General features: G+C 70.4%; 9 protein-coding genes. 3 read left to right on the forward strand and 6 right to left on the reverse strand.

Annotated elements, in window-relative coordinates:
* Positions 1-97 precede the first annotated feature (97 nt).
* Positions 98-667: a DUF6114 domain-containing protein gene (locus ACFYXE_RS05325; RefSeq protein WP_389308991.1), complete on the forward strand. Its 570-nt coding sequence runs from the start codon at positions 98-100 to the stop codon at positions 665-667.
* Positions 657-2,093 (forward strand): hypothetical protein, encoded by a 1,437-nt coding sequence (locus ACFYXE_RS05330; RefSeq protein ID WP_389308993.1) that lies wholly within the window; start codon positions 657-659, stop codon positions 2,091-2,093. The genes ACFYXE_RS05325 and ACFYXE_RS05330 overlap by 11 nt, the downstream gene beginning before the upstream one ends.
* Before the next feature lie 73 nt (positions 2,094-2,166).
* Here the strand turns inward: ACFYXE_RS05330 and pyk are convergent, their stop codons facing one another.
* The 3 genes from pyk to pta form a co-directional block, all read right to left on the reverse strand.
* Complete coding sequence (pyk, locus tag ACFYXE_RS05335) at positions 2,167-3,597, reverse strand: pyruvate kinase (protein WP_361179332.1); 1,431 nt, start codon at positions 3,595-3,597, stop codon at positions 2,167-2,169.
* A gap of 73 nt (positions 3,598-3,670) precedes the next feature.
* Positions 3,671-4,888, reverse strand: coding sequence for an acetate kinase (locus ACFYXE_RS05340; protein WP_389308995.1), 1,218 nt, complete (start codon positions 4,886-4,888; stop codon positions 3,671-3,673).
* Between the two features lie 38 nt (positions 4,889-4,926).
* Positions 4,927-7,008, reverse strand: coding sequence for a phosphate acetyltransferase (pta, locus tag ACFYXE_RS05345; RefSeq protein ID WP_361179328.1), 2,082 nt, complete (start codon positions 7,006-7,008; stop codon positions 4,927-4,929).
* A gap of 290 nt (positions 7,009-7,298) precedes the next feature.
* Between pta and ACFYXE_RS05350 the strand changes: the two genes are divergently transcribed.
* A complete protein-coding gene (locus ACFYXE_RS05350; protein ID WP_389308997.1) occupies positions 7,299-8,324 on the forward strand; it encodes an ATP-dependent 6-phosphofructokinase in 1,026 nt (341 codons plus the stop codon).
* 42 nt (positions 8,325-8,366) lie between these two features.
* Here ACFYXE_RS05350 and ACFYXE_RS05355 read toward each other — a convergent pair whose 3' ends face one another.
* The 3 genes from ACFYXE_RS05355 to ACFYXE_RS05365 all read right to left on the reverse strand — a co-directional run bounded on the left by ACFYXE_RS05355 (position 8,367) and on the right by ACFYXE_RS05365 (position 14,355).
* Positions 8,367-8,996 (reverse strand): XRE family transcriptional regulator, encoded by a 630-nt coding sequence (locus ACFYXE_RS05355; protein WP_389309558.1) that lies wholly within the window; start codon positions 8,994-8,996, stop codon positions 8,367-8,369.
* A gap of 197 nt (positions 8,997-9,193) precedes the next feature.
* A complete protein-coding gene (locus ACFYXE_RS05360; protein ID WP_389308999.1) occupies positions 9,194-9,850 on the reverse strand; it encodes a hypothetical protein in 657 nt (218 codons plus the stop codon).
* 14 nt (positions 9,851-9,864) lie between these two features.
* Positions 9,865-14,355, reverse strand: a complete 4,491-nt coding sequence (locus ACFYXE_RS05365) for a DUF6531 domain-containing protein (RefSeq protein ID WP_389309001.1) — start codon at positions 14,353-14,355, stop codon at positions 9,865-9,867.
* Positions 14,356-14,357: the final 2 nt, after the last annotated feature.

The raw sequence follows: 14,357 nt of genomic DNA on the forward strand, positions 1-14,357 counted from the left end.
GGGCGCGGGGGCGCGACGGCATATCTGACGGAGCCGTCCCCGTGCCCGAAACCGCACGACACACAGAACCAACGCCATTCCCGAGGAGCTGTACGACATGAGCGCCGAAGCGCAAGTGGGACTGGGCGACAAGCTCGGCCGGATGCGCCGATCGTTCCGAGGGTGGCGCGGTCAGCGCCCGTTCTGGGGTGGTCTGCTGACGCTGCTCGGCGGCATCCCGATCATGTACTTCCCGTACGCGAACCTCACGCTCGGCACGATGACGATCCGGATGGCGACCACCGCCGGCGCCGGATCGCTGATCATCGGCGTGCTGTTGGTCGTGCTCGGCCTGACCATGTGGTTCCAGCCGCACTCCCGGGTCTTCGCGGGTGTCGCGGCGATTCTGCTCGCCCTGGTCTCCCTGGTCGTCTCCAACTTCGGCGGCTTCGTCATCGGCTTCCTGCTCGCCCTGATCGGCGGCGCCCTCGGCGTCTCCTGGGCGCACGCGAAGCCCGGCGGTGACCCCGCGAAGGGGCGTACGGCCAAGGACTCCGACGGTCCCGTCGACGACGGGACGCCCGAGCCCACCGGCCCGGCCGGCGCGGGTGGGGTGAACGGCGAGCAGGACCATCTGTCAGGAACGAGCCCGACAAACGGGACGAACGGGAGGCACCGTGCCGGCTGACGAGGTGCACCACGAGGGCTTCGCGGGGGAGCCCCGTGCGAGAACCGGGCCGCGCCACGCGGCCCCCAGGAAGCCGCTGCTCACCCGGCTGCAGGTTCCCGCGGGAAAGGCGATAGCCATCGCCGCCATGCCCACCGCCGTACTGATGGGCATGGGGCTGACCCCGACGCTCGCGCAGGCCAAGCCGGGAGTCCCGGACAACCCCTTCCAGGACGGCCCGTGTGTCACGGCGCCGGACAAGGACGCCGAGGACGCGGAGAAGGACGCCGCGGACAAGGCGAAGGAAGAGGCCGAGAAGAAGGCCGCGGAGAAGAAGGCCGCGGAGAAGGCCGCCGAGGAGAAGGCGAAGCAGAAGGAAGCCGAGGACGCCGAGAAGCAGGCGGACGAGGACGAGGCGAAGAAGGGCGACGCCAAGGAGCCCGCTCCGTCGGCCTCGCCCTCCCCGGACGGCACGGCGGACCCGGACGACAAGGACGGGCCCACCCCTTCCACCGGTGACAGGGCCGGCGAGGAGGAGTCGGGGAAGACTCCCGAGCCGGACAAGACCAAGAACCCCTGGGACCCGCTGGGCCTCGGCGAGGCCCTCAAGGACGCCTTCACGCCCGACGGGAAGAAGTCCGGGAGCCCCGAGCCGGACCCGGCCGCGTCCGGGAAGTCCGACGAGTCCGACGAGCCCGACGACTCCGACGCGACCGCCGGGTCCGGGAAGGACCGGGCCGGCGACGAGAAGGACGCCAAGGACGCCGAGGACCCGCTCAAGGACACCACCGACAAGGTCACCAAGCCGGTCGACGACACCGTCGACGGACTCAAGGACGGCCTGAAGGACGGCAAGGACAGCGCCGAGGACGCCGCGGACAAGCTCAAGGAAGCAGCCGACAAGGCGGCCGAGGACGCGGCGAAGGACAAGGCCGAGGACCCGATGGCCCCGGACGAGGACGGCAAGAAGCCCTTCCCGTGCGTGGTCGAGAAGAAGGTCGACGGCGAGGGCGAGAAGCCGCCCGCGCCGATCCCGAACCAGCCGTGGCACCTGGAAGCCAGCTCGCTCACCCTCAAGGGAGCCGACTACCAGGGCGTCGTGAACCTCACGATGCCCAACGGCCAGTCCAAGCAGGCCCTGAAGTACGTCATCCAGAAGACCGACATCGGCGACCTGCACCAGATCGTCGAGGGTCCGGGCGGCAAGAAGTACCACGTCGAGGCCGCCAAGGGCTCCACGTCCACCATCCGGGACGGGGAGACGACGATGTACACCGAGCGGATCTCGGGCAAGCTGTTCGGGCTGATCCCGATCACCTTCGACCCCGAGCACCCGCCGCCGCTGAACATCCCGCTGATCCACTTCACCGACGTGAAGGTGCAGCAGGCGGGCCAGTTCGGCGGGAACCTGACGATTCCGGGCCTGCACCAGTCGATCACCGACTGAGTCGCCGGTCCCCACGCACCGAGGGCGCCTCCCCACGCGGGGAGGCGCCCTCGGTGCGTGTCGCGTGCGGCGGTCAGTCGCGCTCGCCGCCGCCCAGGTGGTGCACCCGGACCATGTTGGTGGTGCCGGGGACGCCGGGGGGCGAACCCGCGGTGATGACGACCGTGTCGCCGTCGTTGAAGCGGTTGAGCTTGATCAGTTCGGCGTCGACCAGCTCGACCATCGCGTCGGTGTTGTCGACGTGCGGCACGACGTAGGTGTCCACGCCCCAGCTCAGCGTGAGCTGGTTGCGGGTCGCCTCGTCCGTGGTGAAGGCCAGGATCGGCTGGGCCGCGCGGTAGCGGGACAGGCGGCGGGCCGTGTCACCGGACTGCGTGAAGGCGACCAGCGCCTCGCCGCCCAGGAAGTCCGCGATCTCGCACGCGGCACGGGCCACCGAACCACCCTGCGTACGCGGCTTCTTGCCGGGCACGAGCGGCTGCAGGCCCTTGGCGAGCAGCTCCTCCTCGGCCGCCTTGACGATCTTCGACATCGTCTTGACGGTCTCGATCGGGTACGCGCCCACGCTCGACTCGGCCGACAGCATGACCGCGTCCGCGCCGTCCAGGATCGCGTTGGCGACGTCGGAGGCCTCGGCGCGGGTGGGGCGCGAGTTGGTGATCATCGACTCCATCATCTGGGTCGCGACGATCACCGGCTTGGCGTTGCGGCGGCACATCTCCACGAGGCGCTTCTGCACCATCGGGACCTTCTCGAGCGGGTACTCGACGGCCAGGTCGCCACGGGCCACCATCACGGCGTCGAACGCCGCGACGACGCCCTCCATGTTGGCGACGGCCTGCGGCTTCTCCACCTTGGCGATGACGGGGACCCGGCGGCCCTCCTCGTCCATCACCTTGTGGACGTCCTTGACGTCGTTGGCGTCGCGCACGAAGGACAGGGCGACCATGTCGCAGCCCATCTTCAGGGCGAAGCGCAGGTCCTCGATGTCCTTCTCGGACAGGGCGGGGACGTTCACGGCCGCGCCGGGCAGGTTGATGCCCTTGTGGTCGGAGATGACACCGCCCTCGACGACGATCGTCTTCACGCGCGGCCCGTCCACCTCGACCACGCGCAGCTCGACGTTGCCGTCGTTGATCAGGACCTGGTCGCCCTTGGAGACGTCGCCGGGCAGACCCTTGTAGGTCGTGCCGCAGATCGACTTGTCGCCCGGGACGTCCTCGGTGGTGATGGTGAACTCGTCACCGCGCACCAGCTCGACGGGACCCTCGGCGAAGGTCTCCAGGCGGATCTTCGGGCCCTGCAGGTCGGCGAGGACGCCGACGGCACGGCCCGTCTTCACGGCGGCCGCACGGACGCGGTCGTACCGCCCCTGGTGCTCGGCGTGCGTGCCGTGGCTGAAATTGAAGCGGGCCACGTTCATACCGGCTTCGATCAGCGAGACGAGCTGCTCTTCGGAGTCGACGGCGGGGCCCAGCGTGCAGACGATTTTGGAACGGCGCATGGGGCGATCCTATCGGTTTGTTTCGCTACGGAATATTCCGTCTGGTGGAATCTACAAATGGGCGGAAGTGCGCTCAGGCGTTGCGGTCGGCGACCAATGCATACGTCTGCGACGCGATCTCCAATTCTTCGTCGGTCGGCACCACGGCCACGGCCACGCGCGCGTATTCCGGCGAAATGAGCCGCGCTTCGTCGGAACGTACGGAATTGAGCGCGCCGTCGACCGCCAGGCCCAGCTCCTCCAGGCCCGCCACCGCCGCCTCGCGCACCGGGGCGGCGTTCTCGCCGACGCCCGCCGTGAACGCGATGGCGTCCACGCGGCCGAGGACCGCGTAATAGGCGCCGATGTACTTCTTCAGGCGGTGGACGTAAATGTCGAAGGCCAGTGCCGCCTGTTCGTCGCCCTCGTCGACGCGCCGCCGGATCTCCCGCATGTCGTTGTCGCCGCAGAGCCCGATCAGGCCGCTCTTCTTGTTGAGCAGGACGTCGATCTCGTCGATCGACATTCCGCCGACCCGGGCCAGGTGGAAGATGACCGCGGGGTCCGTGTCACCGGAACGGGTGCCCATCACGAGCCCTTCCAGCGGGGTGAGCCCCATCGAGGTGTCCACGCAGACGCCGCCCCGCACGGCGCTCGCCGACGCGCCGTTGCCCAGGTGCAGCACGATGACGTTGACGTCCTCGGGGGCCTTGCCCAGGAGCGCCGCGGTCTTGCGCGAGACGTACGCGTGGGACGTGCCGTGGAAGCCGTAGCGCCGCACGCGGTGCTCGTCGGCGGTCGCCACGTCGATCGCGTAGCGCGCCGCGGCCTCCGGCATCGTCGTGTGGAACGCGGTGTCGAAGACGGCGACCTGCGGCAGGTCGGGGCGCAGCGCCTGGGCGGTGCGGATGCCGGTGATGTTGGCCGGGTTGTGCAGCGGGGCCACCGGCACCAGGCGCTCGATCTCGGCGAGGACCTCGTCGGTGATCACGGTCGGCGCGGTGAACTTCAGGCCGCCGTGCACCACCCGGTGGCCGATCGCGGCCAGCTCGGGGGAGTCGAGGCCGAGCCCGTCGGCGGCGAGCTCCCGGGCGACGGCCTCGAGGGCCGCCTCGTGGTCGGCGATGGGCTCCTCGCGCTCACGGGTCTCGGCGCCGCCGCCGGTCAGCGGGGTGTGCTTGAGCCGCGAGGTCTCCTCGCCGATCCGCTCGACCAGGCCGACGGCGAGGCGGGAGCTGTCGCGCATGTCGAGCAGCTGGTACTTCACCGACGAGGAGCCGGAGTTGAGGACGAGTACGCGAGTGGCGGTCACGGGGAGAGACGCTTTCTGTGGGGGACTGGCTGCGGGGGTCACTGGACGGGAGCGGGCGTCTGCGCCTGGATCGCCGTGATGGCGACGGTGTTGACGATGTCCTGGACGAGGGCGCCCCGGGACAGGTCGTTCACCGGCTTGCGCAGACCCTGCAGGACCGGGCCGACGGCGATCGCGCCGGCCGAGCGCTGCACGGCCTTGTAGGTGTTGTTGCCGGTGTTCAGGTCCGGGAAGATCAGCACGCTGGCCTGACCCGCGACGTCCGAGTCCGGCAGCTTGGTGGCCGCGACGGAGGGCTCCACGGCGGCGTCGTACTGGATCGGGCCCTCGATCTTCAGGTCCGGGCGCGCGGCCCGCACCTTCTCGGTGGCCTCGCGCACCTTGTCGACGTCGGCGCCCGAACCGGACGTGCCCGTCGAGTAGGAGAGCATCGCGATCCGCGGCTCCACCCCGAACTGCCGGGCGGTGGACGCCGCCTGCACGGCGATGTCGGCGAGCTGCTCGGCGTTCGGGTCCGGGTTCACCGCGCAGTCGCCGTACACGAGGACCTTGTCGGCCAGGCACATGAAGAAGACCGAGGAGACGATCGAGGCCTCCGGCTTGGTCTTGATGATCTCGAAGGCGGGGCGGATGGTCGCGGCGGTGGAGTGCACCGAGCCGGAGACCATGCCGTCGGCCAGGCCCTCCTGGACCATCAGCGTGCCGAAGTAGTTCACGTCCGCCACCACGTCGTACGCCAGCTCGACGGTGACGCCCTTGTGGGCGCGCAGCTCGGCGTACTTCGCGGCGAACCGGTCCCGCAGCTCGGAGGTCTGCGGGTCGATGAGCTCGGAGTCGGCGAGGTCCACGCCCAGGTCGGCGGCCTTCTTGCGGATCTGCTCGACCGGTCCGAGCAGCGTCAGGTCGCACACGCCCCGGCGCAGCAGTACGTCGGCGGCGCGCAGCACCCGCTCCTCGGTGCCCTCCGGCAGCACGACGCGGCGCCGGTCGGCGCGGGCCTGCTCCAGGAGCTTGTGCTCGAACATCATCGGCGTGACGCGGTCGCTGCTCGGCGCCGAGACGCGGCCCAGCAGGTCCGCGGTGTCGACGTACCGCTCGAAGAGGCCGAGGGCGGTCTCCGCCTTGCGGGGCGTCGTCGCGTTCAGCTTCCCCTCCAGCGCGAACAGCTCGGCCGCGGTGGGGAAGGAGCCGCCGGAGACGGCGACCACCGGGGTGCCGGGCGCGAGGCGGTCGGCGAGGGTGAGGATCTCCTGGCCCGGCTGCTCGTTCAGGGTCAGCAGGACGCCCGCTATCGGCGGGGTGCCGGCGCTGTGCGCGGCGAGCGAGCCCACGACGAGGTCGGCGCGGTCGCCGGGGGTGACCACCAGGCAGCCGGGGGTCAGGGCGTTCAGGAAGTTCGGCAGCATGGCGCCGCCGAAGACGAAGTCCAGGGCGTCGCGGGCCAGCCCCGAGTCGTCGCCGAGCAGCACGCGGCCGCCCAGGGCGTGGGTGATCTGCGCGACGGTCGGCGCGGAGAGCGCGGCCTCGTCCGGCAGGACGTAGCAGGGCACGGGCAGGCGTGCCTCCAGGCGCTCGTGGATCTCGTCGCGGTCGGCCGGGGCCACCCGGTTGGTGATCATGGCGAGGACGTCGCAGCCGAGCGAGTCGTAGGCGCGGTAGGCGTTGCGCGTCTCGGCGCGCACCGACTCGGCGGTCTGGTTCTTGCCGCCGACCACGGGGAGCACCGAGGCGCCGAACTCGTTCGCGAGGCGGGCGTTCAGCGCGAGCTCGTCGGGGAGCTGGGTGGCGGCGAAGTCCGTGCCGAGCACGAGGACCACCTCATAATCCCTCGCGACCCGGTGGAACCGGTCGACGAGCCGGGAGACCAGCTCGTCGGTGCCCTGCTCGGCCTGGAGCGCGGACGCCTCGTGGTAGTCCATGCCGTACACCGACGCGGCGTCCTGCGAGAGGCGGTAGCGGGCCCGCAGCAGGTCGAAGAGGCGGTCGGGGCCGTCGTGGACCAGCGGCCGGAAGACGCCGACCCGGTCGACCTGGCGGGTGAGGAGCTCCATGACTCCCAGTTCGACGACCTGTCGACCGTCGCCCCGGTCGATCCCGGTCACGTACACGCTGCGCGTCACGCGTGCTCTCCCCTTCTTCCTGTCCTGCTTCGCTTGCCTGTCGATGCCCGGCGCGAGGCGCCGGTGGAGCCGGACAAAGTACCCGATATCGCGGCTGTGCCCTCTTGACAATACCTCTGCGGCTGGCTAGGTCGCCCGCCGGACGAAAGGCCCGGCAGGGCCGGTACCAAGGTCCCTGCCCACCCCTCGCACGCCCATCCGTCGGACATCCGTGAGCGGCGACCCCCCTCCGGCCGTGGAACAATCGGACCGGCTCACAAGTACCAATAGCGAGCAGGAGACACAGCGCGATGCGTATCGGAATTCTCACCGCGGGCGGCGACTGCCCCGGCCTCAACGCAGTGATCCGGTCGGTCGTGCACCGCGCCGTGACCCACCACGGCGACGAGGTCATCGGCTTCGAGGACGGCTACGCGGGCCTGCTCGACGGGCGCTACCGCCCGCTCGACCTGAACGCCGTCAGCGGCATCCTGGCCCGCGGCGGCACCATCCTCGGCTCGTCCCGCCTGGAGCGCGACCGCTTCCGTGCGGCCTGCGACAACGCCAAGGACCTCATCGAGAAGAGCGGCTTCGACGCGCTCATCCCGATCGGCGGCGAGGGCACCCTGACGGCGGCACGCATGCTGTCCGACGCGGGCGTGCCGGTGGTCGGCGTCCCCAAGACCATCGACAACGACATCTCCTCCACGGACCGCACCTTCGGCTTCGACACGGCGGTCGGCGTGGCCACCGAGGCGATGGACCGCCTCAAGACCACCGCCGAGTCCCACCAGCGCGTCATGGTCGTCGAGGTCATGGGCCGGCACGCGGGCTGGATCGCCCTGGAGTCCGGCATGGCCGGCGGCGCCCACGGCATCTGCCTGCCGGAACGTCCCTTCGACCCGTCCGACCTGGTCGCGATGGTCGAGGAGCGCTTCGCCCGGGGCAAGAAGTTCGCGGTGATCTGCGTCGCCGAGGGCGCGCACCCGCAGGACGGCACGATGGCGTACGGCAAGGGCGCGATCGACCAGTTCGGTCACGAGCGCTTCCAGGGCATCGGCACGGCGCTCGCGTACGAGCTGGAGACCCGCCTCGGCAAGGAGGCCAAGCCGGTCATCCTGGGCCACGTGCAGCGCGGCGGCACTCCGACGGCCTACGACCGCGTCCTCGCGACCCGCTTCGGCTGGCACGCGGTGGAGGCGGTGCACCGCGGCGAGTACGGCCGGATGACGGCCCTGCGCGGCACGGACATCACCATGGTGCCGCTCGCCGAGGCGGTCACGGAGCTGAAGACGGTCCCGAAGGACCGGATGGACGAGACGGAGTCGGTCTTCTAGGCCCCGCCCCCGCGGCCCTTGGTCCGTGCCGCTGCCGGGCCCTCAGGCCCGCCCGCCGCGGACCAAGGCCCAGAAGTGTTCGAGGATTCGGTCCAGGAAGTCCCGCCCGGCCTCGCCGGACGCGTCCGAGCCGGCCCCGCCGCCCCAGCTCAGGGTGCGCGCCATCCGGGACTGGTAGTCCTCGTGCATCTGCCGCAGCACGTCCTCGACGTGCCGCTTCGGCACGGGCAGCAGCTTCGTCACCGGCCGCACGTACCCCTGCCACCGGGTGGTGACGGCACTGCGCAGCAGCTCCGCGAGGGGCTCGGCGCGCCCGGTGACGGTGACGAAGTCGGGCACGGAGAGCCGTAGGATCCGGGCGAGCGCCTCGGACTGGCGTTCGTTCCCGCGCCAGGTGTCGGTCTCCTCCATCCGCAGGTACGCCTGGATCTCGACGCCCGCCTCCCGGGCGACGTCCTCGGGCGCGAGCCCGCCCGCGAGCCGGTGCTCGCGCAGGGTCCGCGCGGCCCCCATCAGATCCCCCGGCGAACACCACAGGGTCGCGGCGAGCGCGGTCAGCTCGGCGGACGTGGGCGAGGCGAGCCCCCGCTCCCAGGCGGCGACGGTGTCGGCGGTGACGTGAGCGAGCCCGTAACTGGCCCGCATCCCGTACGCGACATGCCCGTGCGCCATCCCGAGCGCCTCCCGCAGGCGCCGGGCGGCGGGAAAGTTGAAGGGGGGCGTGGGCTGGTGCGGCGATCGGCTCGGTTGCACGGGCACACGGTAGGCGCCCGTGGGGGCGGTGACTACGGTGCGTTTCTACGAGGCTGCGGGTTGGTGGGAAGGTACGGGGGGATCGGCCGGGCCGATCCGGTGCGGGGCTGTCGGGCTCAGCGGGTGGCCGGGGGCGACAGCAACTCCTCCAGCGCGTGCCCGTACGCCCGGAAGCGGGGGCGCGCCTCGGGGTGAGCCGGGGAATCGGGGAGCAGCAGATCGGCGAGGAATCCGGTGCGCCACATCTTGAAGACGGTCCGCGGGGCGGTGGCGTGATCGTCGTCGAGCGCTCCAGCGACCAGCCCCACTCCGATCCGCACCGCCTCGGCGACCAGCGGTGCGCCCCAGGCCACCTCGGGGCCGCGTGCGATCGCCGCGTTCACCAGTTCCTGCAGCATGCGCGTCAGCTGGAGGTCGGCTCCCGCGCGGCTCATCCGCCGTACGGCGGCGGGCTCCGAGAGCCGGGGCGACACGTCCTCGTACAGCGAGGACCACATCAGCAGTGACGGGACTTCCACGGGGTGGTCGCGCAGGTAGCCCAACTCGTCGAAGATCCCCATCGTCGGGCCGCCGAAGTCACCGGCCTCCCGGATCACGTCCAGCAGGCGGTTCACCTCGGACCGGTGCGCCGACACGAACGAGACGACGGACGCGTCGGGCAGCGCCCACGTGCCCGTCGCGGCGACCGCGCCGATCTCCACGATGCCGCCGAGCGGACCGAAGACCGAACGGCCGAGCACGCTCTCCGAGATGTCCCACTCCACCTGGCTCAACTGGACCGACCTTTCTAGAAGTTCCCGGCCACGTTCTGCATGAACGCTTCGCCCATCGGCAGCACCCGTGGCGAACCGGCGTTCAGAATGTCCACGTCATCCTGTGTATTCACGAAGTACTCCGGTTGATTTCCGGCAGGACCTTCGTGCTGCCTCAGCCAGCGATCGGCGTCCGCCCGCGGCACTTCGGTGCGTACGACATGACCGCCCGGCCCAGCGTACTGGTTGGCCGCCCGCACGAAATCGTCCGTCAGATAGACCCCGGCGTCCGGTGTGTACGGCCGTGAGTCGTCCACTGCCCTCGGCAGTGAGAATGCGTCGCCGTGCCAGTTCTGCGAGCCGTGGTAGAGGACCACGTTTTCGTCGTATCCGGAGAGGCCGTAGGGGTCGATCTGGCGGAACGGGTTGGCGACGTACCCGTAGGCGTCGGGGCTCGGTTCCAGGCCGAGCGGATCGAGCGTGGTGTACCGGGCGGCCTCGGGGTCGTAGTGACGCTGGAAGTTGTAGTGCCAGCCCGTCTCCGGGTCGTGGTACTGGCCGGGGAAGCGCAGCGGTGTGTACGCCGTGCCGTGCGCGGGCCAGGAGGTGAGACCCCAGACCGTCCGCCGGGCGCGCCAGGCGACGTCGCCGTCCTCATCGATGAGTTCGGTCGGGGTCCCGGCGATGTCGGTGACGATGGCGAAGAACCGGGAGTCGATCTCCTCCTGGGTGGCTTCGTCGAGCAGCCGCTCCGTCTGGGCGATGGCGCGGAACCCGTCGTAGTCCCACGTCAGCGTGACGAGGTGGGGCAAGTCGGTTGCGGTGGTCGTCTGTTCGGCGAGCTGGGGGCCGTCCCACGTGAAGTCGGTCCGCTCGACAACGCTGCCCGTCTCATCGAGCCGCAGCTTCGCCCGGCGTCGCCCCAGCGGATCGTACAGATAGCGCCAGGTGGTCCCGTCGGGCATCGTCACGGCCGTGAGCCGGTCCTCGCCGTCCCACGTGTACCGCCACGTGTCCGGTTTCCTCGACTCCCGGCGCTTGCGCCGTACGACGACACGCCCCGCCGCGTCGTGCTGGTAGCGCACCGCCCCCGCACGAATCAGCCGGGTGCCGGCGAAGCGTCGCTCGCCGCGCGCGTCAGGGGCCGGGTGTCGCTCCGGCCACTCGGCGGCGGTCAAGTGACCCGCTTCGTCATAGGCGTAGCGTTCGGTCCAGTCGTGGCCGCTGACGTCGGTGATCCGCCCCGCAGGGTCGAGCCCCAGAGCGATCCCGCCGAGGAGCGGATCCTCGATGCGGGAGACGAAACCGTCGGGCCGGTAGGAGTAGTCGCGGGTCTGGACGACGTCGTCTCCGGCCGTCACCGTCTGCGCGAGAGGGCGGCCGACCGGGTCCCATGTCTGGGTGACCGCCAGCGAGTCCCCCACCAGTCGCTCTGTCTCCTGGCCGTTCGCGGCGTATGCGAAGGCCAGGACATGCCCCGAGGTGTCCAGCAGGGTCGCGCGGCCCACCGGGTCGTAGGCCTGCCGGGCCACGGCGCCCGTCGGTGTGGTGCGCCGTATGCACCGCCCCCTGGCGTCGTAGGCGAACGCCAGTGTCCGGCCGTCCGTCCGCTCGGCGAGTACCCGTCCGCGCGGATCCCGCTCCCACGTCAGTGCCGAGTCGGGTCCGACGGCGCGCACGAGCCTGCCTGCACGGTCGTAAGTGAACGCGGTCTGCCGTCCGTCGACGTCCTTGGCCACCGGCCGGCCCAGGACGTCGTAGGTGAAGCGGACCGACTGCCCCTGCGGGTTCGTGCGCTCCAGGAGCCGTCCCGCGGCGTCGCGCGCGTAGTTGGTGACCCGGTCGTCGAAGTCGGACTCGGCCACCAGGTGCCCGGCGGCGTCGTACTTGTAGTCCCAGGTCAGGCCGTGCGGGTCGGTGACCTGGGTGAGGCGTAGCGACGCGTCGTGACGGAACTCGTGACGGGCCCCGTCCGGCCCGGTCCGCGCGCTGACCAGATCGAAGTGGGTGTACTCGAAGACCGAGACCCCGCCGTTGGCATCGGTGCTGCGGACGCAGTTGCCCTCGCCGTCGTACTCCCAGGCTTGCTCGGTCCCGTCCGCGGAGAGCACGCGCGCGATTCGGCCCTCGACGGTCCACCACATCCGCGTCGTCGCGCCTAGCGGATCGGTGACCTCGGTGAGGCGTCCGAAGGCGTCGTAGGAGCGAGTGGTCCGTTCACCGAGCGGGCTGAGGATCTCGACCGGGAGGCCTGCGGCATCGCACCGCACTTGGGTGGTGGCCCCCAGTGGGTCGGTGATCGTCAGCGGTCGGCCTGCCGCGTCGTGGGTGAACCGGGTCGTCGAGAGGTCGGGCCCGGTGAGTGCTACGCGATTGCCCCGCTCGTCGTAATCGTGTTCCCACACGGAGCCGTCGGCGGTCACCACCCGCACCGGCAGGCCGAGGTCGTCGTACTCGGTGCTGCTTTCGGCCCCGTCGGGGCGGATGACGTGGACGGGCCTGCCGTACGCGTCGTTCCTGAACTCCGTGGTGTGCCCGCACCGGTCGGTCCAGGAGACGAGGTGATGATGCGTGTCGTACGTGCTCCGCGTCACCGAGCCGATCGCGTCGACCTCCGCGACGACCTGGTACCGCTCATTGACGACGAAGCGGGATACGGCTCCCTCCGCGGTGGTGAGCGTGGTGACGTGGCAGCCGGGCCACGCGGGGTCGGTCCCGTCGTAATCGAGGGTGAGGGCGAGGTGGCCGGCCGCGCCTCCCTCGGTGACGCAGCGGTCCCGGTCGTCATAGGTGTACTCGTAGCGGCTCTGATTGGTGTCCGTCCAGGACGTGACGCGCAGCCGCTCGTCGTAGGTGAACTTCAGCGGCAATCCCGAAGAGTTGACCGTCTCGGTGAGGTTTCCGTCGGTGTAGCGGTATTCCTTGACGGTCCTGTCCGAGCCGTCGTCGGCCGCTCCCACGAGACGCAGAGCGGTGATCCGTGCGTCCTCGATCTCCAGCGAAAGGTGATAGCCGCCGGAGTGCCGGATCGCGAGCGGAGTGCCGTCGGCGTCGTAGTCGAAGTCGATGGTGTTGCCGTTGCGGTCGGCAATGCGCTCGAGCAGCGCCAGGCCCTCGTGCGGAGGGCCGAAGAAGCGGCATTGTCCCGTCAGAGGGTCGTCGATGCGGTAGCCGCCGTCATCCGTGCGGACGAGGGGGCGGCGCGGGCCCACCTCCGGCAGCACCGGCATCCCGGGCCCTTCGGAGTGCGGATAGGCGAGGAGTAGACCGTCCTCCGTGACGAAGACGACGCCCTCAGCGTCGATCTCGAGGCGCTGGTCGATGGTGGAGGACCACGTGGGGCCGAACCACCATCCGGTGCGGTAGTCGGAGGCGACGCGCCGGGTGAAGGTCAGAGGCAGGATGCCGGGCAGGTCGATGTCGGTCTGGGGTAGGAACATCTGGCCGGTGGCCAGGTCCACGGGGTCGGTGAGCTTCTTCCACACCGCCTTTGCGTTGCGGGCGAATGCGTCCTTGCCCCGCCCCAGCATGCCCCGGGCATTCTTCAGCCCCTTGAGCCCGCCCTTGAGGCCCTTCATGCCTTTGGCGAGTTTGGCCGCGGTGGTGATGCCCTTGGCGCCGGGTATGCAGTCCATGGCGGCGAAGGCCACGTCCATCAACGTGGCCTGGCCTTTGGCGTATTTGCTCAAGGTGTCGGCGAGGACGATGGCGCCGGCGACGATGACGATGGCGGCGAGGATGGGGCCGCCGACGATCATCGCGATGACGCCGACGACGGCGACGACGACTTTGCAGACGGCGACGATGGAGTCCCAGTTGTCGGTGACCCAGTCGCCGATCTCCTCCCACCACTTGCGGTTCCTGATGCCCGCGTCGGAGGCTTCGTCGATCTTCCGCCGGGCGGTGCCCGCGGCGTCCTCACGCATCGTGCGGGCATCGGCGGCCATCTTCTTGGCCGCTTCCAGCGCGCTCTTGGCGGAGTCGACGTCTTGCTGTGCGGACTTCTGGGCCTTCTCGGCGGAGGTGGCGTTGCGGGTGGCGGCCTTGACCTTGTCCTGGTCGGGTGGGGGGACGTCCTTGCCGGGCTTGTCCTTGTACTTGTCGGCTTCCTTGCCCGCGCGCTCCATCCAGGAGTCGGCCGAGGACAGCCGGGAGGTGGCGCTCTTGAGGTCGGCGCGGGCCTCGCGGCCCTTGACCAGGGCTTTGTCGGCCAGGGTCTGGGCGCGTTCCAGTTCGGGCCAGTAGGCGGCCAGTGCGTCGCCGGCCATCTCGTAGCTCTTCTTGAGCTTCTTCAGCTTGTCGGGGGCGTCCTGGAACTTCTCGGTGAAGGCGTCCGCGGTCTTGCCCGCCCACTTCAGGATGGCGTCCTCGCCCGCCATCCCCTTGATGTCCCGCAGCACCCGGCCGACGTCGTCGGAGAAGTCGTGCAGATTCTTCGCCAACGACCGCACCCGGTGCGGATCACCCGGCGTCGGATCCTTGTCCAGGTCAAGGACATGCCAGTCCGACGGCCGATGGCCTCCCATGC

Origin of the sequence: Streptomyces sp. NPDC002564 (assembly GCF_042889645.1) — a bacterium.
Classification (GTDB): Bacteria; Actinomycetota; Actinomycetes; order Streptomycetales; family Streptomycetaceae; genus Streptomyces.